The sequence below is a fragment of the Streptomyces sp. NPDC002730 genome (assembly GCF_042888805.1).
GTDB lineage: Bacteria > Actinomycetota > Actinomycetes > Streptomycetales > Streptomycetaceae > Streptomyces.
This window is the reverse complement of the sequence record NZ_JBIAQG010000005.1, coordinates 252,960-277,438: the sequence shown is the minus strand read 5'-3', so window position 1 is coordinate 277,438 and position 24,479 is coordinate 252,960. Positions and strand designations below refer to the sequence as shown.

Below are 24,479 nucleotides of genomic sequence, written 5' to 3'. Positions count from 1 at the left end.
CTTGCGACGACTTGACCCCGACCCGCACCGACTGTCGGTGCCGTACGTCAGACTGGTCCCCGGCGATACAGCCGACGACGAAGGCCAGCAGGGCGAGCCAGCAACAGCAGGAGGCGGTTCCGGTGAAGATCCGGGTGGAGCGCGATGTACTCGCGGAGGCGGTGGCCTGGGTGGCCCGGAGCCTCCCGGCCCGTCCGCCGGCACCCGTACTCGCGGGCCTTCTTCTGAAGGCGGAGGACGGTGCCCTCAGCTTCTCGAGCTTCGACTACGAGGTCTCGGCCCGTGTCTCGGTGGAGGCGGAGGTGGACGAGGACGGCACCGTTCTGGTCTCCGGCCGGCTGCTCGCCGACATCTGCCGCGCTCTCCCCAACCGCCCGGTGGAGATTTCCACAGACGGTGTACGCGCGACCGTGGTCTGCGGCTCCTCGCGATTCACACTCCACACCCTGCCTGTGGAGGAGTACCCGGCGCTGCCGCAGATGCCGACCGCGACGGGCACCGTGCCCGGTGAGATCTTCGCCTCTGCCGCCGCACAGGTCGCCATCGCCGCCGGTCGCGACGACACGCTCCCCGTCCTCACCGGCGTACGCATCGAGATCGAGGGCGACACGGTCACGCTGGCCTCCACCGACCGCTACCGCTTCGCCGTCCGCGAGTTCCTGTGGAAGCCGGAGAACCCCGATGCGTCCGCCGTGGCGCTGGTGCCCGCCAAGACGCTGCTGGACACTGCCAAGGCACTGACCAGCGGTGACACGGTCACGCTTGCGCTCTCGGGCTCGGGTGCGGGCGAGGGGTTGATCGGTTTCGAGGGTGCCGGGCGGCGGACCACGACCCGACTGCTCGAAGGCGATCTGCCGAAGTACCGCACGCTCTTCCCCACCGAGTTCAACTCGATCGCTGTCATCGAGACGGCGCCCTTCGTAGAGGCCGTCAAGCGTGTGGCGCTGGTCGCCGAGCGGAACACCCCGGTGCGGCTGAGCTTCGAGCAGGGCGTGCTGATCCTCGAGGCCGGTTCCAGCGACGATGCACAGGCTGTGGAGCGTGTCGACGCGAACCTCGATGGCGACGACATCTCTATCGCCTTCAACCCGACCTTCCTGCTCGACGGCCTGAGCGCCATCGATTCCCCGGTCGCCCAGCTGTCCTTCACCACCTCGACCAAGCCCGCGCTGCTGAGCGGCAAGCCGGCTGTGGATGCCGAGGCGGACGAGGCGTACAAGTACCTGATCATGCCCGTCCGGCTGTCCGGCTGAGCCTGCCGAGTGAGCTGAAGGTGTGATCCCGACGGGGCTGCTCCCGCCCGAGCAGGCCCGTCGGGGCCGTGCGTACCGGCCGGGCGTAGGCTCAGAGCCGGGTACGAATCGGCATACAACGCTTAAGGAATCTGTGATGGAGCTCGGTCTCGTCGGCCTTGGCAAGATGGGCGGCAATATGCGCGAGCGCATCCGCCGCGCAGGCCACACAGTCATTGGCTACGACCGCAATCCGGACCTCGCCGATGTCCACAGCCTCGAGGAGCTTGTGGGCAAGCTGAAGGGCCCGCGGGTCGTGTGGGTGATGGTCCCGGCCGGAGCCGCGACCCAGTCCACTGTCGACGAGCTTGCCGAGCTGCTCGAGCCGGGCGACGTGGTGGTGGACGGCGGCAACTCCCGCTGGACGGACGACGAGAAGCACGCGGTCGAGCTCGGTATCAAGCGCATCGGCTTCGTCGACTGCGGTGTCTCCGGCGGTGTCTGGGGCCTGGAGAACGGCTATGCGCTCATGTACGGCGGCGAGGACGAGCACGTCGCGAAGGTCCAGCCGATCTTCGACGCGCTCAAGCCCGAGGGCGAGTTCGGCGCGGTCCACGCGGGCAAGGTCGGCGCCGGTCACTTCGCCAAGATGGTCCACAACGGCATCGAGTACGCCATGATGCAGGCCTACGCCGAGGGCTGGGAGCTCCTGGAGAAGGTCCACTCGGTCACCGACGTACGCGAGGTCTTCCGGTCCTGGCAAGCGGGCACGGTCATCCGTTCCTGGCTGCTCGATCTGGCGGTCAACGCGCTGGACGAGGACGAGCACCTGGAGAAGCTGCGCGGTTATGCACAGGATTCCGGCGAGGGCCGGTGGACTGTGGAAGCCGCGATCGACAACGCCGTGCCGCTGCCCGCGATCACCGCGTCGCTGTTCGCGCGGTTCGCGTCCCGTCAGGACGACTCCCCGCAGATGAAGATGATCGCGGCGCTGCGCAATCAGTTCGGCGGCCACGCGGTGGAGAACAAGAAGTAACCCTGAGCCGGGGGAGGTCGGCGTACATCCATGCACGTCACGCATTTGTCGCTGGCCGACTTCCGCTCGTACGCCCGGGTCGAGGTCCCGCTCGACCCGGGCGTCACCGCGTTCGTGGGGCCGAACGGGCAGGGCAAGACGAACCTCGTCGAGGCGGTCGGCTATCTCGCGACGCTGGCCAGCCACCGGGTCTCGTCGGATGCTCCGCTGGTACGGATGGGGGCCGACCGGGCCGTCATCCGGGCCGCCGTCACGCAGGGCGAGCGCTCCCAGCTGATCGAGCTTGAGCTCAATCCGGGGAAGGCGAACCGGGCCCGTATCAACAGGTCTTCACAGGTCAGACCGCGTGATGTGCTGGGGATAGTCCGGACGGTGCTGTTCGCGCCGGAGGATCTGGCGCTGGTGAAGGGCGATCCGGGCGAGCGGCGGCGGTTCCTCGACGAGCTGATAACGGCGCGGTCGCCGCGGATGGCCGGGGTGCGGTCCGATTACGAGCGGGTGCTCAAGCAGCGCAACACCCTGCTGAAGTCGGCGGCGATGGCGCGACGGCACGGCGGGCGCGGGATGGATCTGTCCACGCTGGATGTGTGGGACCAGCATCTGGCGCGGGCGGGAGCGGAGCTGCTGGCACAGCGGATCGATCTGATCGCGGCGATGCAGCCGCTGGCGGACAAGGCGTACGAGGCGCTGGCGCCAGGGGGCGGACCGGTTGCGTTGGAGTACCGTTCCTCCTCCTCTGCCGGGAGCGGGGTCGGTAGCGACGGCGGGTCCGGTGTGCACGGTCGCGACGAGTTGTACGCACAGCTGATCGGCGCGCTTGCGGAGGTGCGCAAGCAGGAGATCGAGCGGGGCGTGACGCTGGTCGGGCCGCACCGGGACGAGTTGGTGCTCAAGCTGGGGCAGCTGCCGGCGAAGGGGTACGCCAGCCATGGCGAGTCCTGGTCGTACGCGTTGGCGCTGCGGCTGGCCTCGTACGAGCTGCTGCGGGCCGAAGGCAACGAGCCGGTGCTGGTACTGGACGACGTCTTCGCGGAGCTGGACGCGCGGCGCCGGGAGCGGCTGGCGGAACTGGTGGCGCCGGGCGAGCAGGTGCTGGTGACGGCGGCGGTCGACGACGATGTGCCGGGGGTGCTGGCGGGGGCGCGGTACACGGTGGCCAACGGGGAGGTGGAGCGCGTATGAGCGACGAGCCGGTGGGGTCCGGGGAGCCGGCGGAGTCGCCGAAGGTGCCCGAGTCGTCGGGCGTCGACCTGGCGCGGGTCGCGCTGCGCGCGGCGAAGGAGCAGGCGAAGGCGCGCGGTGCGGCGGCTCAGCAGAAGAAGCAGGCCAGGCGGGGCGGCGGGCTGAGGTCGGGGGCGCGGGCGGACGGGCGCGATCCGCTGCCGCTGGGTGCGGCGATCAACCGGCTGATCACCGAGCGGGGCTGGGAGACGCCGGCGGCGGTGGGCGGGGTGATGGGGCGCTGGCCGCAGATCGTGGGCGCGGACCTGGCGAATCACTGCGTGCCGCAGAAGTACGACGAGGACGAGCGCGTGCTGACGGTGCAGTGCGACTCGACGGCGTGGGCGACGCAGCTGCGGCTGCTGGCGCCGCGGCTGGTGGCGCGGCTGAACGAGGACCTGGGGCAGGGGACCGTGAGGCTGATCAAGGTGCTGGGGCCGGGTGGGCCGCAGCGGAGGTACGGACCGCTGAGGGCGCCGGGGAGTGTGGGGCCGGGCGACACGTACGGCTGAGGGCGCGTCTGTCTCCCCGTGCCCGCCCCTTCCCGAAACCGGGGGGCTGCGCCCCGAGCCCGCTTTTCGGCGGCTTCGCGCCGAGATGCGGTGAGTGGGGGGGCGACTGGAACGCTCCCGTCCGGTGGCGCGAGTCCGCCTCGGGCCGCCGCGCCGGCAGCCCGCGGCAGCCGTCCACCTTGCGTCGGGCTCCCTCGCCTGGTGTGGAGGGTCCGCCCCAGGCTCCTTGTGCAGTTTCGGGCCGTTGGCAGCCCGCCGTACTGCCCTGCGCCGGACTCGTGCCCCAGCCCCGCCCGGTGTCGGGATCCTCCCCGCGCCCCTCACGGCAGCAGCGCGCCGTGCCTCCATGCGCCGGGCTCCCCCGCCCCGCGGATCGGGCCCCGCACCCGTCGCGGCAGCAGCCTGCGGTGCCCCCCTGCGCGTCGAGCTCGCCCTCGCCCCGACCTCCCAGGCCCCCTGCCCGCCAAACGCAGCCGTGTCCCCTGGGCAGGACGAGCCGGGGGAAACCGGGCGAGGCATGTGAGGTGTCCCTCACCGTAGCGGGAGGTTGACAGGCCGAAGCGCTCAATGCCCGTGTGAGCCTCCTGAAGCCCCTTCCCGGATATGGGGAGTCGGACCGATACGGTTCAGGGCGGCACATGCGGACTCAGCTACCGGCAAACCCCCATTCGGGTCGGCGGTACCGGTAGACTGATGGACAATCCCGCCCACTCGCGGAACATGTCGAACGACGCAGCCGCTCCCGCTTGCCCGGAGAACGGCTTGTGCTGTGCCAGAAAGGGCGCTTCGTGGCCGATTCCGGCAACCCCAACGAGAACATTCCGTCCACTCCTGCCGGCGGCAACGGCGAGGTCAAAGCCTCGTACGACGCCAGCGCGATCACCGTCCTCGAGGGTCTGGACGCGGTCCGCAAGCGCCCCGGCATGTACATCGGCTCGACCGGTGAGCGTGGACTTCACCACCTTGTGCAAGAGGTCGTCGACAACTCCGTCGACGAGGCCCTCGCCGGGCACGCGGACACCATCGACGTCACGATCCTTGCCGACGGTGGCGTACGCGTGGTCGACAACGGCCGCGGTATCCCGGTGGGCATCGTCCCGTCCGAGGGCAAGCCGGCCGTCGAGGTCGTGCTGACCGTTCTGCACGCCGGCGGCAAGTTCGGCGGCGGCGGCTACGCCGTTTCCGGCGGTCTGCACGGCGTCGGTGTCTCGGTCGTCAACGCCCTGTCGTCCAAGCTCTCCGTCGAGGTCAAGAGCGACGGCTACCGCTGGACACAGGAGTACAAGCTCGGCGTCCCCACCGCCCCCCTCCAGCGGAACGAGCCCACCGACGAGACCGGTACCACGGTCACGTTCTGGGCCGACCCGGACATCTTCGAGACGACCGAGTACTCCTTCGAGACGCTCTCCCGCCGTTTCCAGGAGATGGCCTTTCTCAACAAGGGCCTGTCCCTGACGCTGACCGACGAGCGCGAGTCGGCCAAGGCCACCGCGGGCGCGGACGCCCCCGAGGAGCCGGACGAGGAGCCGCCCGCCAGGACGGTCAGGTACTACTACGAGGGCGGCATCGTCGACTTCGTGAAGTACCTGAACTCCCGCAAGGGCGATCTGATCCACCCGACTGTCATCGACATCGAGGCGGAGGACAAGGAGCGGCTGCTCTCTGTCGAGATCGCCATGCAGTGGAACTCCCAGTACACCGAGGGTGTGTACTCCTTCGCGAACACGATCCACACCCATGAGGGCGGTACGCACGAAGAGGGCTTCCGGGCCGCGCTCACGGGCCTGGTCAACCGTTACGCGCGCGACAAGAAGCTGCTGCGCGAGAAGGACGACAACCTCTCCGGCGAGGACATCCGCGAGGGTCTGACCGCGATCATCTCGGTCAAGCTGGGCGAGCCGCAGTTCGAGGGTCAGACCAAGACCAAGCTGGGCAACACCGAGGCGAAGACCTTCGTCCAGAAGGTCGTGCACGAGCACCTCACCGACTGGTTCGACCGCAATCCCAACGAGGCCGCGGACATCATCCGCAAGTCCATCCAGGCGCAGACGGCGCGTGTCGCGGCCCGTAAGGCGCGCGACCTGACCCGTCGCAAGGGCCTGCTGGAGTCGGCTTCGCTGCCGGGCAAGCTGAGCGACTGCCAATCGAACGACCCGACGAAGTGCGAGATCTTCATCGTCGAGGGTGACTCCGCCGGTGGTTCGGCGAAGTCCGGGCGTAACCCGATGTACCAGGCGATCCTGCCGATCCGAGGCAAGATCCTGAACGTCGAGAAGGCCCGGATCGACAAGATCCTGCAGAACACCGAGGTCCAGGCGCTGATTTCGGCCTTCGGCACCGGGGTCCACGAGGACTTCGACATCGAGAAGCTCCGCTATCACAAGATCATTCTGATGGCGGACGCCGACGTCGACGGTCAGCACATCAACACCCTGCTGCTGACCTTCCTGTTCCGCTTCATGCGGCCGCTGGTCGAGGCCGGGCACGTGTATCTCTCGCGCCCGCCGCTCTACAAGATCAAGTGGGGCCGGGACGACTTCGAGTACGCGTACTCGGACCGTGAGCGCGACGCGCTCGTCGAACTCGGCAAGCAGAACGGCAAGCGGATCAAGGAAGATTCGATCCAGCGCTTCAAGGGTCTCGGCGAGATGAACGCCGAGGAGCTGCGCATCACCACGATGGACGTGGACCACCGCGTGCTCGGCCAGGTCACGCTGGACGACGCGGCGCAGGCCGACGACCTGTTCTCCGTGCTGATGGGCGAGGACGTCGAGGCGCGGCGCTCGTTCATCCAGCGCAATGCCAAGGACGTCCGCTTCCTCGACATCTGAGTCGGTCTCAGCTGACCGCTTCGAAAGGATCTTGACCAGCAATGGCCGACGAGAACACTCCCGCCACCACTGAAGAAGAAGAGCAGGTGCTGCGGATCGAGCCCGTCGGGCTCGAGACGGAGATGCAGCGCTCGTATCTCGACTACGCGATGTCCGTCATCGTCTCGCGTGCGCTGCCCGACGTACGGGACGGTCTCAAGCCCGTCCACCGTCGTGTGCTCTACGCGATGTACGACGGCGGATACCGGCCCGAGAAGGGCTTTTACAAGTGCGCCCGCGTCGTCGGTGACGTCATGGGTACGTACCACCCGCACGGTGACTCCTCGATCTACGACGCCCTGGTCCGCCTGGCCCAGCCGTGGTCGATGCGGATGCCGCTGGTGGACTCCAACGGCAACTTCGGTTCTCCGGGCAACGACCCGGCCGCCGCCATGCGGTACACCGAGTGCAAGCTCATGCCGCAGTCGATGGAGATGCTCCGGGACATCGACGAGGAGACCGTCGATTTCCAGGACAACTACGACGGCCGCAACCAGGAGCCGACGGTTCTGCCGGCCCGGTTCCCGAACCTGCTGGTGAACGGTTCGGCGGGCATCGCGGTCGGTATGGCGACCAACATTCCGCCGCACAATCTGCGCGAGGTCGCGGCCGGCGCGCAGTGGGCGCTGGAGAACCCTGACGCCACGCACGAGGAGCTGCTCGACGCGCTCATCGAGCGCATCAAGGGCCCGGACTTCCCGTCCGGCGCGCTGGTCGTGGGCCGTAAGGGCATCGAGGAGGCGTACCGCACCGGGCGTGGCTCCATCACGATGCGTGCGGTCGTCGAGGTCGAGGAGATCCAGAACCGCCAGTGCCTGGTGGTCACGGAGCTTCCGTACCAGACCAACCCGGACAATCTCGCACAGAAGATCGCCGACCTGGTGAAGGACGGCAAGATCGGCGGCATCGCGGACGTCCGCGACGAGACCTCTTCCCGTACGGGCCAGCGCCTGGTCATCGTGCTGAAGCGGGACGCGGTCGCCAAGGTCGTGCTGAACAACCTCTACAAGCACACCGATCTGCAGACGAACTTCGGCGCGAACATGCTGGCGCTGGTCGACGGTGTGCCGCGCACGCTGTCGCTGGACGCCTTCATCCGCCACTGGGTGCACCACCAGATCGAGGTCATCGTCCGGCGTACGAAGTTCCGCCTGCGCAAGGCGGAGGAGCGGGCGCACATCCTCCGCGGTCTGCTCAAGGCGCTTGACGCGATCGACGAGGTCATCGCGCTGATTCGGCGCAGTGACACGGTCGAGATCGCGCGCGAGGGCCTGATGGGCCTGCTGCAGATCGACGAGATCCAGGCCAACGCCATCCTCGAGATGCAGCTGCGCCGACTGGCAGCACTGGAGCGGCAGAAGATCGTCGCCGAGCACGACGAGCTGCAGGCCAAGATCAACGAGTACAACGCGATCCTGGCCTCGCCCGAGAAGCAGCGTCAGATCGTCAGCGAGGAACTGAACGTCCTCGTCGAGAAGTTCGGCGACGACCGGCGCTCCAAGCTGGTGCCCTTCGACGGTGACATGTCCATTGAGGACCTGATCGCCGAGGAGGACATCGTCGTCACCATCACGCGTGGCGGCTATGTGAAGCGTACGAAGACGGACGACTACCGCTCGCAGAAGCGCGGCGGCAAGGGCGTACGCGGTACGAAGCTGAAGGAAGACGACATCGTCGACCACTTCTTCGTGTCGACGACGCACCACTGGCTGCTGTTCTTCACCAACAAGGGCCGGGTCTACCGTGCCAAGGCGTACGAGCTGCCGGATGCCGGCCGGGACGCGCGCGGCCAGCACGTCGCCAACCTGTTGGCCTTCCAGCCGGACGAGCAGATCGCCGAGATCCTTGCGATCCGCGACTACGACGCCGCGCCCTATCTGGTGCTCGCCACCAAGGGCGGCCTGGTCAAGAAGACGTCGCTGAAGGATTACGACTCGCCCCGTTCGGGTGGTGTCATCGCGATCAACCTCCGGGAGACGGAGGACGGCAGCGACGACGAGCTGATCGGCGCGGAGCTGGTGTCGGCGTCGGATGATCTGCTGCTCATCAGCAAGAAGGCGCAGTCGATCCGGTTCACCGCAACGGACGATGCGCTGCGTCCGATGGGGCGTGCGACATCGGGTGTGAAGGGGATGAGTTTCCGTGAGGGAGACGAGCTCCTCTCGATGAATGTTGTCCGGCCGGGTACGTTCGTGTTCACTGCCACCGACGGCGGGTACGCGAAGCGGACCGCTGTCGACGAATACCGCGTCCAGGGTCGTGGCGGCCTCGGTATCAAGGCCGCCAAGATCGTGGAGGACCGCGGGTCGCTCGTGGGTGCGCTGGTGGTCGAGGAGACGGATGAGATCCTCGCCATCACGCTCGGCGGCGGTGTGATTCGTACGCGAGTCAATGAAGTCAGGGAGACGGGCCGTGACACCATGGGCGTCCAACTGATCAACCTGGGCAAGCGCGATGCCGTGGTCGGTATCGCTCGTAACGCCGAGGCCGGTCGCGAGGCCGAAGAGGTCGAAGCGGCTGCAGAGGTCGAAGGGACCGAAGAGGTCGAAGGGACCGAAGAGGTCGAAGGGACCGAAGAGGTCGAAGGGACCGACATCGAGACGGTCGAGGCGGCAGTCGAGGGTGCTCAGCCCTCGGCCGGGGAGCACGAGGAGTAAAGCGTGAGTGGAGCCACGGGCGCCGGATCGGCCGCTTCCGGAGCGAACGGTGCCCGTGGCCCTGCCGCGGACTCCCAGGGAGTTACGGTGACGGACACCCGGGGGCCCCAGCCCCCGTACGAGACGCACGGCGGCGAGCAGCAGGCAGCGCAGCCGTACCACCCGCCTCAGGCGTATCCCTCGCCGCAGGGCGTGGGTCAGATGCAGGGCGGGCAGCAGGCGGGCACCGCTGTGCGGCGGCCGCGGACCGGGGCGCGTACGACGCCGCGTACCCGCAAGGCGCGGCTGCGGGTGGCCAAGGCCGACCCGTGGTCGGTGATGAAGGTCAGTTTCCTGCTCTCCATCGCGCTGGGCATCTGCACGGTGATCGCGGCCGCGGTGCTGTGGATGGTCATGGACGCCATGGGCGTCTTCTCCACGGTCGGCGGGACGATCAGCGAGGCCACCGGCTCGAACGAGAGCAATGGCTTCGATCTTCAGTCGTTCCTGTCGCTGCCGCGGGTGCTGGTCTTCACCGCGGTCATCGCGGTGATCGATGTGGTGCTGGCCACAGCGCTGGCGACGCTCGGGGCGTTCATCTACAACCTGTCCGCCGGTTTCGTGGGCGGTGTCGAGCTCACGCTGGCGGAGGACGAGTAACCGATTTTGGCGCTGCCAGGCACGTGCGCTAATCTTCAGAGGTCAGCGCAGAGCGCGGCGGGGCTATAGCTCAGTTGGTTAGAGCGCATCCCTGATAAGGATGAGGCCACAGGTTCAAATCCTGTTAGCCCCACAGTTGTGATTCGGCCCGGACGGGGATTCTCCGTCCGGGCCGATCGCTTTGTCCGAGACCGGAGTTGGCGCGTACGCAGGTCACCGATCGGTATCGGTCGGTGTGTATAGTCGGGCGCCAGAAGTCCTCATACGTCAAGGAAAGACGAGGTCGCGCGGTGAAGAAGCTTCTCCTGGTCGCACTGGCCGCCATCGGCGGGCTCCTCGTGTACCGCCAGATCCAGGCGGATCGCGCCGAGCAGGATCTGTGGACGGAGGCGACCGACTCCGTGCCCGCAGGTTCGGGTGTGTGAGACGCAGCAGTCTTGAATCATGGAGCCCCGGTCGCTGAAGCGGCCGGGGCTCCGTGTTGCCCGGGCCCCGGGGGGCCGGTGCCGTTGCGGGACCGTGACAATGCCCCTCTTGAGTTCACCTCCGCAAATCATTAGATTGCAAGAGCAAACTTGGGTTTCGGGAGGGGACACGGGTGAAGGCACGACTGGGTTGCCGGGCGACGGGGGCAACGATCGGCGCGGTGCTGCTCGCACTGGCAGCCGGGCCGCTGTCTGCCGCAAGCGCGGCCGGGCAGGCGCAGCAGGCCGGGCAGGCGCAGCAGGCGGAGCGGGCCGAAGCGCCGGACGGGAAGAGCGGCCTGGTGATGGTGCTCGACTCCTCCGGCTCCATGGCCGACGACGACGGCACGGGCCGAACCCGGATGGAATCCGCCCGCACGGCGGTCGGAACCGTCGTGGACGCCCTTCCGGACGGCTTTCCCACCGGCCTGCGGGTCTACGGCGCCGATCGGCCCAAGGGCTGCACCGACACCCGGCTGGCCCGGCCCGTACAGCCACTGGACCGGGCGGCCATGAAGCAGGCCGTGGGCGCCGTACGGCCCAAGGGCGACACGCCCATCGGACTGTCACTGCAGAAGGCCGCCCAGGACCTGCCGAGGCGCGCGGACGGTGCGATCGGGACGCGCACGATCCTGCTGGTCTCCGACGGCGAGGACAACTGCGGCTCCCCGCAGCCTTGCGAGGTCGCCGAGCAGCTCTCCAAGAACGGTGTCGGACTGCGCATCGATACCGTCGGCTTCCAGGTGCGGGGCGCGGCACGGCAGCAGCTGGAGTGCATTGCGAAGGCGGGCAACGGCCGCTACTACGACGCGCCCGACGCCAAGGCCCTCGCCCGCCAGCTGCAGCGCTCGGCACAGCTGTCCGCGGACGGTTACCGCTTCCGCGGCAAGCCGGTCGAGGGCGCGCTGAAACGGGACGCGGCGCCCGCTCTCGTACCGGGGCAGTATCTGGACACCATCGGACCCGGCGAGCAGCGCTATTACGCGGTCGACCTGGATGCCGAATCGACTGTGGACTTCTCGGCGACGGCGGTGCCGCAGCCCGGGGCGGCGGTCGACACCTTCGACGTCCTGCGCACCAGCATCGTGTACGGCACTGACAGTTCCTGCGGGACCAGCACCGAGCGCTTCTTCCAGAAGGAGGGCGCGACCCCGCTCACCTCGGCGGTCGCCCGGATCCGGAGCGAGAAGGGCACGGATGGCTGTGACAAGGAGGGTCGGTACTGGCTGGTCGTCGAGCGGGAGAGCAAGAAGGGCTCGGACGCCGCGCGGTGGCCGCTGGAGCTGACGTACGGGGTGGAGAAGCCGCTGGCCAAGGATGTGACGCCCGCTCAGTCGCAGCCGGAGTACGGGGAGGGCGACAAGGACGCCCTGCTGCCGACCGGAGACCCGCGGGACGTGACGGGCGGCACCGGCTTCAACGACGCCAAGGAGCTCGGACAAGGCGTGTGGCGGGACAAGGTCCTGCCGTCGCAGACGCTCTGGTACAAGGTCCCGGTCGGCTGGGGGCAGCAGCTGCGGTACGACGTGGAGTTCGCCAACGAGCCGACCGTGGCGGGCTCTGCCTCGGTGTGGTCCTACGGAGCCACGCAGGTCTTCACGCCGGACCGGGCGCCGGTCGGCGGCGGCACCGGGGAGTTCAGCCCGCAGAGCATCTACAACGGCCGGCCCATGGCGCTGGAGATGGGCACCGTGCCGGTTGCCTGGACCAACCGCCACGAGTCCAGCCCCAACGTCGTCCCGGTGCACACCAGGGGCGGCTTCTACATCGCCGTCACGCTGGGTGCGAAGGCGGCCGAAATCGCCGAGAACCCTCACATCGGTGTGGTGGTACGGGTGGCGGTGCTGGGCGACGAACTGGCAGGCCCGCAGCACGACGCTCCCGCCCTGGCGAAGGAGACGCACAAGCAGGGTGATTCGGCCGCCCGCGCAGACAGCGAAGGGGCCGCCGGGGCAGGATGGACCGGCACTGCGGCCGCGGCGGCGGCAGGCGGCGCGGTCGTCCTGATCGCGATCCTGGTACTCGTACTGGTACGACGCAGGTCGGCCACGGGTACGGCCGCCGATACGGCCACACGCACGGACACGGCCACACGCACGGACACGGGCACGGACACAACAAGGAGAAGCGCGTGAAGAGGCAGCGCGGCAGAGGCCGGGCGACGCTGGCCTGCATGGCGGCGATGTGCGCGGTGGCGGCGCTGCCCGGGCAGTCGTGGGCGGCCGGCGAGCCGAATCCGTACACCTTCGACAGCGCGGCGAAGCCCGTCCAGGGCACGGCGTCCAACACCGCCGGGCCGCCCCTGAAGGCCGGATCGACCTACAAGGACACGATCAAGCCCCGCGAGAAGCACTATTACCGCATCGATCTGGACGGCACGACCAACGCGTACATCTCTGCGGTGGTCGTCCCGAAACTGGACACGAAGGTCGCGTACTCGGACAAGCTCACGGTGAGCATCGAGGACCGCTCGGGCGCCAAGTGCAGTGACCACTACGCCCAGTTCGGCTCCGCAGAGTACGCCCGGCCGGTCGCCGCGTACGCGGACCGGACGATCGAGAAGGAGGGCAGCAACTGCCAGGAGGCCGGCACGTACTACGTCCTCCTGGAGCGGACCAGCGACGCGACCTCCACGCCCGAAGCATGGGACGTCGAGATGCGTTTCGCCTCCGAGCCCGGTCTCAAGGCGGCCGCTCCTACCGCACCGCCCGAGAATTGGCCCTCCGCATCGCCGGCGGCACCCGCAGGCGGCCCGGAGAAGCGCCCAGGCGGAACGAGTTACACCGACGCCACCAGCCTGAAGCAGGGCGAGTGGCAGGACGAGATCACGCCGGGCCAGACGCTCTTCTACCGGGTGCCGGTGAACTGGGGACAGCAGATCTTCGCCAGCGCCGACCTCGGTACGAGCACGGTGGCCGACAGCGCCCAGAGCGTCAGCCAGGCCTTTGTGCTGTCCTTGCACAACCCGGCCCGCGGGTACGTGAACAACAAGGTCAGCGTGTACTACGACGGCAAGCAGAAGTCGGTCGCGCTGGATCCGCTGCCTCCGGTGGCGTACGCGAACCGGTACGACTCCGACAGCGCCACCAGTGCCATGCGCTTCGCCGGCTGGTACTACCTGTCGGTCACGCTCAATCCGGAGATCGCCGAGGAGTACGGCAAGAAGGCGATTCCGCTGACTCTGCGGGTGAACATCGAGGGCGAGGCGGAGCACGCCCCGGCGTACGCGGGGCCGGCCGGGGACTTCGAGGTCACCCAGGACGACCAGGAGGCGGCGGACAGCGGGAAGAGCGCTCCCGAGGCGGCGAAGAGCGACACGATGAAGCTGGTTGCTGCTGCGGGGATCGGCGCGGGGACCGTGCTGGTGCTGGGGCTCGGGGCGTGGACGCTGCTCGCGCGGCGGCGGACGGCTGCGGTGCCGGCGGCATCCGCTCAGTCGCCGGCTCAGGGGCAGACGCCCGGGCAGGCACCGGGGCAGGCGTCGATGTACGGGCAGACGCCGATGTACGGGCAGACGCCGGGGCAGGGTCAGGGACAGGCACCCGGCCAGGCGCCGGGGCAGTACGGGTCGCCCCCCGCCTGGTAGTTCAGGCCCGGTGGTTCAGGCCTGGGTCAGCGCCCAGATGCCGACCGCGAAACAGACCAGCGCAATGAACAGCACCGGGACCGCAACCTTCGGGGGCGGTCCCGGTCGCTTGTGGGCCGCCTGCGGAATTGGTGCGTGCGAGAGCGGAACCTGCGGGCTCTGAGCGGTGTATGCACGAGTAAGAGCTTGTTCGTACTGCACCGGGGCAGTCGGGGCGGTCTGCGCGGTCGGGGACTGCGCGGGATGTTCGAGCGCCGGAGTGTGAAGGGGGGAGGCGCTGTGCACCGGTACGGGTGTGGGCTTGGGGGTCGGCGTTGGTTCCGCGGCCGCAGGCGTGGGGGGAGGCGTGGACGGCTGTGCCGTGTACGGGAGTTGTGCGGGCGGCTGCTGGGGTGGCGGAGCCAGATGGAAGCTTCCCGTCTCCGACGGCGGGAGCGGCTGCTGCACGGGAGCCTGGGCGGACTGTTGTACGGGCGCCTGAGCGGCCTGCTGGCCTGCCTGGGGGGCCGTTGCGGGGCCGGTGGGGCCGAATCCGGCGGGAAGCGGCCCGATCTGGTCGAAGACCTCGACCGGTTCTTCGTCGGAGCCGGCGTCCGGAAGCATCTCGACGGCGGCCGTGAGCGCCTTGCGCGCTCCCGTGGCGGTACGGAACCTGACCTGCGGATCGGGCTGCAGCAGACCGGCCAGCACCTGCCACAGCGGCTCCGGGATGCCTTGGGGAGCGCCCGGGGTGCCGTTGTTGGCGAAGTGCTCGACCAGAGCCCTGGAGTCGGGCTTCTGGCCCTGGAGGAGATAGAGCGCGACCAGACCGACCGCGAAGAGATCGGCCGTGAAGTCCGGCTCGGCACCGAGCATCTGCTCGGGCGCGAAATAGCCGGGCGTGCCCACCACATAGTTGGTCTCGGTGAGGCGCGGCTCGCCCTTGCGCATGGAGATCCCGAAATCGGACAGCCGTAGATGCGGCCGCCCGGTTCCGGTCGCCTCGAGCAGAATGTTGGCCGGTTTGATGTCGCGGTGCACGACCCCCTCCGCATGCACCGCGGCCAGTCCGGACAGCAGCTGATCGAGCAGCGTGCAGACAAAACGGGGCGGCAGCGGTCCGTAGTCGCCGATGACGTGCGCCAACGATCCGCCGCTCACCAGATCCATGGTGAACAGCACCTTGTCGTCGTCCGCGGCCCAGCTGGCCGGGGCAAGGACATGCGGGTGATCGATCCGCAGGGCCTGCTCGCGGACGAAGCGCAGCAGCGTGTGCGCATCGCTCTGCTGCAGCACCTTGGCTGCCACATAGCGTCGGCGCCGGTGGTCCCAGGCACGCCAGACCGCGCCGACACCACCGCGTCCGATCGGGTCGATCAGTTCATACCGACCAGCGAAGACCTCACCCATTGCGCTGCGCCCGCTCCCCGTTCCCTAGTGAGGCCTTCCGCCTCGGTCAGCTCTGGTGCGACTCGTAGTGGGCGACCGCGTCGGCGGTGCGCCCTGCGCCGTACACCCGGAGGAACTCTGCCAGTTCCGGGTGGCTCGGTGCGAGGGAGTCCGCCGCATCGATGATGTCGCCCGCGGCCGCCACCGACCGCAGCAGCGACTGGATCTCGCGTACGACACGGCGCACAGTCGGCGCACCCGAGCTGCTGGTGCTCTGGCTGGTGCCGGTCAGAACGGAGCCGCCCTGAGACTTCTTGACCTCTTCCATCCGGTCGGTGGCCTCGACCGCGCTGACACTGCCGTCGGCGACCTGACTCGCCAAGTCCTGCAGCGCCTGGACCCGTTGGACCACCGCGGGGTTGCCGATCTTGGCGCGCTGGCCGCTCATCAGCTGGGAGAGCATCGGAGCCGAAAGACCGAGCACCGCCGCGAGCCGGGCCTGGTTCAGACCCAGATCATCGATGAGCCGGCGGAAGAGCGCCCCCAGCGGCTCTCCGTACCAGCTGCGCTGCAGCTCTCTGGCTCTTGCGGTCGTTTCCTGCTGAGCTGCGTCCATCGCGTCTCCCCATCGCTTCCCCAAGCGGGCTTCGCTGCTGCGAACCACGTCGAGCATCCTACGGAGAGTGGTCGCCGACCGGGAGTCCCAATCCTTTTGCAGAATCCCGGGGGTGACCCGGTACTCTGGTCTGCGGCGGTGGCCGAGGACGTTGTGCTCGGTCGTGCCCACCCATCCGGGGCCTTAGCTCAGTTGGTAGAGCGCTGTCTTTGCATGGCAGATGTCAGGGGTTCGACTCCCCTAGGCTCCACATCTTAAAAACCCCCTCTGACCTGCGGAAACGTAGATCGGTGGGGAGTTTTGCCCGATAGTGCAGACGAAGCGGTCCGCATCATGATCATGATGCGGACCGCTTCGCTGTGTTCGGTGGTCTTTGGGTGATGTCCGGTGGTGCTGTTGCCCGAGCCGACTTCCGTGCAGTGGCCGCCGGGCCTGGGACGGGGGCGGCACGGTGATCACCGGGCCTGCGTGACTGCGGACCGTGCGGCGTTGGCTCGCCCGTTCTGTCCAAGTCCACTTCTGGCCTGTCTCTTTGTGGACATCGCATTCCCGCGCCCCGCCCGCCCATTGGTGACAGTATTTGGGCCAATTGCAATTCGCCGCTGTCGACAGGCGGCCAATTGATGGGGGAAACGCATGTCAGGTCGTATTCACTTGGCCGCGATCGCGGCATTCACGAGTGTGCTGATCACAGGCGGTGGCGCTGCAGCCTCGGCCGCAGGTGGCGGCACCGTATGGGGCAGTGCGCGTCCGGTTTCCGGGGGTGTTGTCGCTGATACGGGATGGGACGTTCCTCTTCCGCATTCCGGCGGATTCACCGATGACACAGGGTGGGACTGAAACACCTGAGGTTTCGGCGTGAGTGATCCATCGGCCCGGGCGGGGGGAATTCCGGCCCGGGCCGTGTGACGGAAACTCCGAGAGGGGCAGGATGGCGGCCGAGTCACCACGGTCGGAGCGAACCGACGAGAAGTACGGGGGAATGGACCCCCGGGAAACGATGCGGGTCCTGCCCGGATTTCTGCAGCACCGGCTAACATTGTTCACTGGAAAACCAATTACTGGCCAGAAATCGCCTGGGTGGACTGCCAGCTACCACCTGATCGCCGCCGCGGGGGCGATGGCGGCCGGTGCTGCCCTCTCCGCCGCGGCCTGGACACTGGCGGGCTGGTGGCTGCTCCTGCTGCCGGCCGGCTGGGCCGTCACGCTGCACGGTATGCGCAATCTGCGCATGATGATCTTCCACCAGTGTTCGCACCGCAATATGTACCGCCGCCGTACCGCCGACCTTGTCATCGGCCGGGCCGTCTCCTCCGTGCTGGTGATCCAGAACTTCGAGCGCTACAGCCGCGAGCATGTGGCCGACCACCACGCCGCGCACCACATGACGCTCCGCGACCCCACCGTGCAGGCCTTCCTGATCAGCCTGGGCCTGACGCCGGGGATGACGCGGGAGGCGATGTGGCGGCGGGTGCTGGGCAGGATGTTCTCGCCGCTCTTCCACCTCCAGTTCGCGGTGGCACGGGCGCGGTCCTTCTGGACCGCCTCGGCGTCGGCCGAGAAGGCCACGGCGGGAGTGCTGTACGGAGGCCTGACCGTCGCCACCGCCGTCACGGGCACCTGGACCGCCTTCCTGGTCGTGTGGTGTGTGCCGCTGATTCCGCTGTTCCAGATGAGCAACATCCTGCGGCTCTGCGTGAAGCACACCTTCCCCCCGGTCGGCACCGAAGTGCGGCGTGGCCGGGAGTACTTCGCGAGCCTGACCAACGCCATATTCATCGGCGAGGCCGCACCGGCGCGGCAGGGGGCCGGCGCGTGGTGCCGGTGGACGGTGCGGATGCTTTTCGTGCACGCCCCTGCCCGCTACCTGGTGCTCACCGGTGACACCGTCGTGCACGACTACCACCACCGGTATCCGGCGAGCAGGGAATGGCACGACTACCTCTTCGCCCGGCAGCGCGACCTGGAGACGGGGCACCGCGGCTGGCCCGCGTACGAGCACGTCTGGGGGCTCGTTCCGGCCATCAACAGGGTCTTCGACTCGATCGCCGTGGCGGACCCGGAAGAGTACGACGCCGGGCGCATCGCCTCGGTGAGCAAGCGGGAACTCTTCGCCGCGTTCGACGACTGACGGGCCGGCATCAGCCATCAGGAACGGATCACCATGACGGAGCAGCCGGTGCACCAGCACGATCAGAACCAGGAGCGACGGTCGGTCATCCTCGGCGTCGCCGCCAGTGACGCGCACGCCGTGGCCAACCATCTCATCGCCCACTCCCTGCGCAGCATCGGCTTCCAGGTGATCAACCTGGGTACCTGCACCCCCGTGAGTGAGTTCGCGGCCGCCTGCGCCGAGCACCCGGAGGCCGAGGCGGTGATCATCGGCAGTCTCAACGGTCATGCCCAGGAGGATCTGCGGGACCTGCCGGCGGCCAAGAAGTCCGGCGCCATCGCCTGCCCGGTCGTGCTCGGCGGGAACCTCTCGGTGGGCAGCCACAAGGAGACCGCCGCGCTGGACAGGCTGTACGCGCTCGGGGTGGACCACATCCTCGACGACCCCTCCGAACTCCCCGACGTACTCGACCGGTTGCGCGACGAGCGAAGGTCTGCCGCCGACGCAGCCGCCCGGTCGCGCGCAGCGTCATGACCGACGGAGCGCGGCTGCCGCCCCTCGCGGAGTCGGTCGGCTACATCCGGTCGCTGGGCAAGGAGTCCGCAGCCGACGTACTGTCCCGGGCCCGGGAGTCCGGCCGCCTGGCGGTGCAGCCCCGCTGCGGGGTCGGCGGCCACGACGCCATGCGCGAGCTGCTGACGGAGCTGGCCGCGGAGGGCGCCCCCGATCTGCTCACCATCACCATCGACTCCCACACCCGGCTGGGCAACTTCGAGCGGGCTCGCAGGCTCGCCCATCTCAGCCCGCGCGAACTCAACGGCTATCCGCTGGTGGCACACGGCTGGCAGCGCGGCCGGGAGCTCAACGAGTCGGTGGCCCAGCCGCTGCAGATCCGGCACGGTTCCCCCGACGCGCGGCTGATGTTCGAGGTGGCGGTGGCCGCCGGCATCACCTCGTTCGAAGGCGGTGGCATCTCGTACAACCTGCCCTACTCCAAGGACGTCCCGCTCGCCGATTCGCTCGCCGCCTGGGATGTGGTGGACCGGCGCTGCGGCGATCTCGCGGAGCTCGGGGTCGTCGTCGACCGGGAGCTGTTCGGCACCCTCACCGCGGTGCTGGTGCCGCCCTCCGTCAGTCTCGCCATCAGCGTGCTCGAGGCGGTCTTCGCCGCGCGGGCCGGGGTGCGGTGCATCTCGATGGCGTACCCCCAGGGCGGACAGCTCGCCCAGGACGTCGCCGCGTTGCGGGCGATTCCGCTGCTGGCCGGGCGCTATCTGCCCGACGGCGTGGACGTCCACGCCGTACTCCATGAGTTCATGGGAGTTTTCCCCAAGGAGCGGGGCAACGCCGAGGACCTGATCCTCTACGGGGCGCTGGTCGCCAGGCTCGGGGGCGCGTCCAAACTGCTCACCAAGACCTACCAGGAGGCGTACGGCATCCCGGACGCCGCGGCGAACGCGGCAGGCATCCGGCTGGCCCAGCGCGCCAATTCTCCGCTGCTCGGCTTTGTCGCGCCGAACGAGGAGGAGACTGCCGAGGAACTGGGCTGGATCCTGGCGGAGGTGGCGGAGATTGTGGAGCCCGTCCTCGAACGGCCCGACACGACGGCCGCGGTGATCGAAGCCTTCGCCGACGGCCGGCTGGACATCCCCTTCAGCGCCAGCAAGCACGCCCGGTCCGAGGTGATTCCCCGACGGGACGCCTCGGGAGCGATCCGCTACCTCTCGGCCGGCCGGCTGCCGCTCTCCGGGAGCAGCCTGCGCCGCCATCGCGAGCAGCTGCGCGCCGGTCCGGGCACGGCGCCCGCGATCGGCTCGCTGCTGGCCGAACTCACCGGTGACATCAACTACTTTCCGCTGTTGTTCGGTGAGACTTCCGGGAATACCGGAGCGAAGCCGCGTGACAAGCCCTTGGGAGGACCCCATGAAAGCCGTCCGAGTACACCGGCCGGGAGGACCCGAGCAGCTCGTGCCCGAGGAGCCGGCGCCGCCCGTCCCTGAGCCCGGCCAGGTCCTGGTGCGCAACGACGCGGTGGGCGTCAACTTCATCGACGTGTACTACCGCGACGGCAGTTACCCCAGCGAACTCCCTTTCATCCCCGGGCAGGAGGCCGCCGGCACGGTCATGGAGACCGGCGAGGGTGTCACCGGCTTCGCGCCGGGCGACACCGTGGCGTACGCGACCCACCGCGGCGCCTACGCCCGGACCGCGGCGGTGCCCGCGGGCAAACTGGTTCCGGTGCCCGACGGGGTTGCGGCGCGCGATGCCGCCGCCGTGCTGCTGCAGGGCCTGGCCGCCCACTATCTGACCCATGACACCCACCCGGTCGGTGCGGGCGAGACGGTCGTGGTGCTGGCCGCCGCGGGCGGCCTCGGCCGACTGCTGGTGCAGCTGGCGGCGCACCGCGGTGCGACGGTGATCGCGGTGGTGTCCGGTGCGGAGAAGGAGAAAGCGGCCCTGGAGTCGGGAGCCCGGCACGCCCTGCGCTACGAGGGCTTCGGCGAGCGGGTGCGCGAGCTCACCGGTGGCGCGGGCGCGCAGGTCGTCTACGACTCCGTGGGCGCGGCCACGTTCGAGGACAGTCTGCGTGCGCTGGGGCGGCGCGGGATGCTCGTGCTGTGCGGGGCGTCCAGCGGGCCGGTACCCCCGCTCGACACGGGGCTGCTGCGCTCCGGCGGATCCCTGTATGTGACGCGGCCGACGCTCGGCGACCATGTGCCGGACAGCGACGCGCTGCGCGCCCGGGCGGCGCAGGTCTTCGCCCTGCTCGCGACGGGCGCGATCCGGCCGCTGGTCTCGCGGGAGCTGCCGCTGGAGCGGGCGGCGGAGGCACACCGTCTGCTGGAGGACCGCGCCACCATCGGGAAGCTGCTGTTGCTGCCATGAGCGCTGAGCGCGGAGGTCTGAGCACTGAGCACTGAGCGCAGAGGTCCGAGCGCAGAGGTCTCAGGTCTGAGCGCCGAGATCTGACCGCCGAGGTCTGAAGACACGTGTGGCCGCCGGTTTCGCCGGCGGCCACCCGCGCGTTTCGGGAGGAAGGCGGGTCCGGATCAGCTGGAGTCGGCAGCCTCGCCATCCATCTGCGGGCTGGGTTCCGGCTTGACCAGGCCCTGCGCTGCGGCCCGCACCCCGGCCTGGAAACGGCTGGTGGCGCCGAGTTCATCCATGATGCCCGCCATGTAGCGGCGGCAGGTGCGGGTCGCCATGCCCAGCTTGCGGGCGATGACGTCGTCCTTCAGCCCGGTCGCCATCAGCCGCAGTATGGACGTCTTGATCTCTTCCGAGGTACTGGTGTATTCGACATCGCGCGGGTCGTAGGGACTGGCGGAGAGCCACATCTTGTCGTGCATACGCCATAAATGGCCGACGGTGGTCTCATCCGTCACTATCGCGGCCCCCGGCGGGCGACCGCCCACCCGCTCCTGGGGAACGAAGGCCGTCGACCGGTCGAAGATGATCAATCGCTCGTAGATCTCCTCGGCCGTGCGCACCTCGGCCCCCAGGTCGGTGACCTTGCGGGTGTAGGTACGGGTGGCCAGGTTGGCGCGTGCGGTGTGCTGGTAGAGGATCCGCATGGTCACGCCCCGTTCCAGCATCGCCGTGTCACGGGCGACGGCCTCGTTGAGCGCCTCGGGACTGCGTCCACCACCGGGCTGAATGGTGAACGCCTCACTGGTGCAGCTGCGGGTGGCTGCGGCCAGTTCGCGTCGTACTTCCGCCGGGTCCTCGACCAGCCGCACGGTGGGTGCGGTCTGATGCAGTTGCCGGTACTTGACGTAGATCGGAGCGATCGACCGCATCTGCCGGTGGATCTGGGCGAGTTGCTCGCGGCGTTCGCTGATGCCGGCCTCCAGATGGGCGGAGAGTTCGGCTTCGGCCACCTCCGGGTTGGCGGGGACCGGCGGCTGGTCCGTGCCGGGGAAGATCAGCAGTCGCATCTGGGTCAGTACGGTACGTATGCGCGCGGCCTCGGCTGCATCGCACGAGAGTTGCTCGGCGATGTCGCTGTCGGTGAAGACGCCCCGCCGTACTGCGTGGTCGTACGCGGCTACACAGGAAGCGTCCAGTTTAGGAGCATTTTGCCGGTTTGATGTCGCCATATGCCCGTTCCGTCCGAGTCCACTAGTGGACTGGCCATCTTAGGACAGCGCTATACCGCCTGTATTCCTTTTGTCGTGGCCTCGCCGATGGCAGAGTTGTGCTCGGGCCCGCGGAATGTCGTCGAGTAATCCGGAATTGGAAGGAAGACGGCACAGGTATGCGCGAACTTGAGATATCAGACCGCCGAATAGCCGATGACACCGAGGCGTACGTCATCGCCGAGATCGGGCACAACCACGAAGGCAGCCTGGAGAAAGCGGAAGAGCTCTTCCGGCTGGCTGCAGCGGCCGGAGCGTCGGCAGCGAAACTTCAGAAGCGCGACAACAAGGTGTTGTTCACGCGCGAGATGTACAACCAGCCGTACACCGGCCGGAACAGCTACGGCGCCACTTATGGCGCACACCGTGAATTCCTGGAGTTCGGGCGCGACGAGTATCTGCACCTCGCCAAGCTGGCCCAGGAGCTGGGCATCGATTTCTTCTCGACCGCATTCGACATGCCGTCAGTGGATTTCCTGATGGAAATCGATCTCCCGGCGATCAAGATCGCCTCCGCGGACCTCACCAACACCCCCCTTCTCGCCTATGCCGCCAAGACCGGCAAGGCACTGGTCGTCTCCACCGGCGGTGGGACGATGGACGAGGTCAGGCGGGCCGTGGACACGATCCTGCCGATCAACGACCGGCTGGCGCTGCTCCAGTGCACCGCCGTCTACCCGGCCGGCGCCGAGGACCTGCATCTGTCGGTGATCGAGACCTACCGGCGGGAGTTCCCCGACGTGGTGGTCGGCTTCTCCGGCCACGATCTGGGCAACGAGGCGAGCTGCCTGGCGTACGCCGTCGGCGCCAGGGTGATCGAGAAGCACTTCACCCTCGACCAGACCCGTCCCGGCAGCGACCACCACTTCTCCCTCGACCCGCCACTGCTGGCCGATCTGACCGCGTCCCTGGAGCGCACGCGCCGGACGCTCGGTTCGCCGGAGAAGGTGTGCAGCGAGCGCGAGGCCCCGGCCGTGCGCAAAATGGGCAAGAAGCTCGTGGCGGTCCGCGATCTGCCGGCCGGCCACACGGTCACCGCCGAGGACGTCATCGCCAGGTCACCGGGCGACGGCATGAAGCCGTACCGGCTCGACGAGGTGCTGGGCCGCACGCTGCGCGAATCGCTGCCGGCCGACGGTGCCTTCGCGCCCGAACTGCTCGACAGAGCCGACACGGCCGCCGGCGTAGGACGGGCGGGCTGACGCCGTGCTGTCCGACCTGACCGGCAGGACCGCTGTGGTCGCCGGGGTGGGCGGCAAGCTCGGCAGGGTGTGGACCAAGGCGTTTCTGCAGGCGGGTTCCGATGTCTTCGGGTTCGACCGGGTCGAACCCGAAGAAGAGGTGCTCAAGGAGTTGACCGAGCACAGCCAGGAGGAGGGAGCCGGCCGGTTCGCCTTCCATTACGGGGACGTCACCGACCGGAGCAGCGTCCAGCGTGCCCTCGACGAGTGCCTTGCCCGGCACGGCCCGCCCAGCATCCTCGTCAACAACGCGGGCATCGACCAGCCGCCGTCCGCCGCATCGGGCAGCTGGCTCTTCGAGGACATCCCGGAGGAGCTCTCCAGCGCTGTTCTGGACGTCAACGCGGCGGGGGTGCTGCGCACCTGCCAGGTGTTCGGCACGGAAATGGCCCGGCGCGGGCGCGGCTCGGTGATCAACATCGGTTCGCTGTACGGAAGCGTGGCGCCGGACCCGCGCTTCTACGACCACATCGAGCTGGATCCGCCGTTCCTCAAGCCGCCCGCCTACGGCATGTCCAAGGCCGGAGTCGCCGCTCTGACCCGCTATCTGGCCACCTTCTGGGGGCCGTCCGGGGTCCGGGTCAACACGTTGTCGCCCGGCGGCGTACTGGGCGGGCAGGACCCGCAGTTCCGCGAGAAGTTCACCGCCCGCGTCCCACTGCGGCGGATGGCCACCGAGGACGACCTCGTCGGGCCACTGCTGTTCCTCGCCTCCGACATGAGCCGGTACGTCACCGGGACCGAACTCGTCGTCGACGGCGGGTTCGTGTGCTGGTGACCACCCA

Annotated in this window: 19 protein-coding genes and 2 tRNA genes; 18 read left to right on the top strand and 3 right to left on the bottom strand. The window is 68.6% G+C overall.

From position 1 onward, the window contains the following. Nucleotides 1–122: 122 nt before the first annotated feature. From dnaN to ACFYXH_RS14865, 11 genes are all read left to right on the top strand, one after another. Nucleotides 123–1,253 (top strand): DNA polymerase III subunit beta, encoded by a 1,131-nt coding sequence (dnaN, locus tag ACFYXH_RS14915; protein WP_327324777.1) that lies wholly within the window; start codon nucleotides 123–125, stop codon nucleotides 1,251–1,253. A gap of 136 nt (nucleotides 1,254–1,389) precedes the next feature. Next, the gene (gene gnd / locus ACFYXH_RS14910; protein ID WP_389562648.1) at nucleotides 1,390–2,268 is read left to right on the top strand and encodes a phosphogluconate dehydrogenase (NAD(+)-dependent, decarboxylating); all 879 of its coding nucleotides are present in this window, start codon (nucleotides 1,390–1,392) and stop codon (nucleotides 2,266–2,268) included. Between the two features lie 30 nt (nucleotides 2,269–2,298). Further along, entirely contained in the window at nucleotides 2,299–3,450 is a 1,152-nt protein-coding gene (gene recF, locus ACFYXH_RS14905) for a DNA replication/repair protein RecF (RefSeq protein ID WP_389562646.1), read from the top strand. Continuing rightward, on the top strand, nucleotides 3,447–4,001 hold the full coding sequence (locus ACFYXH_RS14900; protein ID WP_385304669.1) for a DUF721 domain-containing protein: 555 nt from the start codon (nucleotides 3,447–3,449) through the stop codon (nucleotides 3,999–4,001). Before recF ends, ACFYXH_RS14900 begins: the two co-directional genes overlap by 4 nt. A 764-nt stretch (nucleotides 4,002–4,765) precedes the next feature. Next, nucleotides 4,766–6,832 (top strand): DNA topoisomerase (ATP-hydrolyzing) subunit B, encoded by a 2,067-nt coding sequence (gyrB, locus tag ACFYXH_RS14895; RefSeq protein WP_389562644.1) that lies wholly within the window; start codon nucleotides 4,766–4,768, stop codon nucleotides 6,830–6,832. A 41-nt stretch (nucleotides 6,833–6,873) separates the two neighbouring features. Next, nucleotides 6,874–9,528: a DNA gyrase subunit A gene (gene gyrA, locus ACFYXH_RS14890; protein WP_389562642.1), complete on the top strand. Its 2,655-nt coding sequence runs from the start codon at nucleotides 6,874–6,876 to the stop codon at nucleotides 9,526–9,528. 87 nt (nucleotides 9,529–9,615) lie between these two features. Then, nucleotides 9,616–10,167: a DUF3566 domain-containing protein gene (locus ACFYXH_RS14885; RefSeq protein ID WP_389562640.1), complete on the top strand. Its 552-nt coding sequence runs from the start codon at nucleotides 9,616–9,618 to the stop codon at nucleotides 10,165–10,167. Nucleotides 10,168–10,226: 59 nt separating this feature from the next. Beyond that, a tRNA-Ile gene (locus ACFYXH_RS14880) sits at nucleotides 10,227–10,300 on the top strand. Between the two features lie 157 nt (nucleotides 10,301–10,457). Further along, on the top strand, nucleotides 10,458–10,592 hold the full coding sequence (locus tag ACFYXH_RS14875; RefSeq protein ID WP_003958712.1) for a DLW-39 family protein: 135 nt from the start codon (nucleotides 10,458–10,460) through the stop codon (nucleotides 10,590–10,592). 173 nt (nucleotides 10,593–10,765) lie between these two features. After that, complete coding sequence (locus tag ACFYXH_RS14870) at nucleotides 10,766–12,766, top strand: VWA domain-containing protein (RefSeq protein ID WP_389562638.1); 2,001 nt, start codon at nucleotides 10,766–10,768, stop codon at nucleotides 12,764–12,766. Further along, nucleotides 12,763–14,217, top strand: a complete 1,455-nt coding sequence (locus ACFYXH_RS14865) for a hypothetical protein (protein WP_389562636.1) — start codon at nucleotides 12,763–12,765, stop codon at nucleotides 14,215–14,217. The genes ACFYXH_RS14870 and ACFYXH_RS14865 overlap by 4 nt, the downstream gene beginning before the upstream one ends. A gap of 15 nt (nucleotides 14,218–14,232) precedes the next feature. Here the strand turns inward: ACFYXH_RS14865 and ACFYXH_RS14860 are convergent, their stop codons facing one another. Both ACFYXH_RS14860 and ACFYXH_RS14855 read right to left on the bottom strand, forming a co-directional pair. Further along, a complete protein-coding gene (locus ACFYXH_RS14860; protein WP_389562635.1) occupies nucleotides 14,233–15,606 on the bottom strand; it encodes a serine/threonine-protein kinase in 1,374 nt (457 codons plus the stop codon). Nucleotides 15,607–15,652: 46 nt separating this feature from the next. After that, the gene (locus tag ACFYXH_RS14855; RefSeq protein WP_327324787.1) at nucleotides 15,653–16,201 is read right to left on the bottom strand and encodes a DNA-binding protein; all 549 of its coding nucleotides are present in this window, start codon (nucleotides 16,199–16,201) and stop codon (nucleotides 15,653–15,655) included. 177 nt (nucleotides 16,202–16,378) lie between these two features. Between ACFYXH_RS14855 and ACFYXH_RS14850 the strand changes: the two genes are divergently transcribed. From ACFYXH_RS14850 to ACFYXH_RS14830, 5 genes are all read left to right on the top strand, one after another. Further along, nucleotides 16,379–16,451: transfer RNA gene (locus tag ACFYXH_RS14850), tRNA-Ala, on the top strand. A gap of 870 nt (nucleotides 16,452–17,321) precedes the next feature. Beyond that, nucleotides 17,322–18,332 carry a stearoyl-CoA 9-desaturase gene (locus ACFYXH_RS14845; protein WP_389562633.1) on the top strand — a complete coding sequence of 337 codons (1,011 nt, stop codon included), beginning with the start codon at nucleotides 17,322–17,324 and terminating at the stop codon, nucleotides 18,330–18,332. 33 nt (nucleotides 18,333–18,365) lie between these two features. Further along, nucleotides 18,366–18,848, top strand: coding sequence for a cobalamin-dependent protein (locus ACFYXH_RS14840; protein WP_362677379.1), 483 nt, complete (start codon nucleotides 18,366–18,368; stop codon nucleotides 18,846–18,848). Continuing rightward, nucleotides 18,845–20,314, top strand: a complete 1,470-nt coding sequence (locus ACFYXH_RS14835; RefSeq protein WP_389562630.1) for a methylaspartate mutase — start codon at nucleotides 18,845–18,847, stop codon at nucleotides 20,312–20,314. The genes ACFYXH_RS14840 and ACFYXH_RS14835 overlap by 4 nt, the downstream gene beginning before the upstream one ends. Further along, the gene (locus ACFYXH_RS14830) at nucleotides 20,283–21,200 is read left to right on the top strand and encodes a quinone oxidoreductase (RefSeq protein ID WP_327324791.1); all 918 of its coding nucleotides are present in this window, start codon (nucleotides 20,283–20,285) and stop codon (nucleotides 21,198–21,200) included. Before ACFYXH_RS14835 ends, ACFYXH_RS14830 begins: the two co-directional genes overlap by 32 nt. 164 nt (nucleotides 21,201–21,364) lie before the next feature. Here the strand turns inward: ACFYXH_RS14830 and ACFYXH_RS14825 are convergent, their stop codons facing one another. Further along, on the bottom strand, nucleotides 21,365–22,414 hold the full coding sequence (locus tag ACFYXH_RS14825; RefSeq protein ID WP_389562628.1) for a LuxR C-terminal-related transcriptional regulator: 1,050 nt from the start codon (nucleotides 22,412–22,414) through the stop codon (nucleotides 21,365–21,367). Nucleotides 22,415–22,572: 158 nt separating this feature from the next. Between ACFYXH_RS14825 and ACFYXH_RS14820 the strand changes: the two genes are divergently transcribed. Together ACFYXH_RS14820 and ACFYXH_RS14815 are read left to right on the top strand one after the other, a co-directional pair. Next, entirely contained in the window at nucleotides 22,573–23,655 is a 1,083-nt protein-coding gene (locus tag ACFYXH_RS14820) for an N-acetylneuraminate synthase family protein (protein ID WP_389562626.1), read from the top strand. Nucleotides 23,656–23,659: 4 nt separating this feature from the next. After that, entirely contained in the window at nucleotides 23,660–24,472 is an 813-nt protein-coding gene (locus tag ACFYXH_RS14815; RefSeq protein ID WP_389562624.1) for an SDR family oxidoreductase, read from the top strand. Nucleotides 24,473–24,479 lie beyond the last annotated feature (7 nt).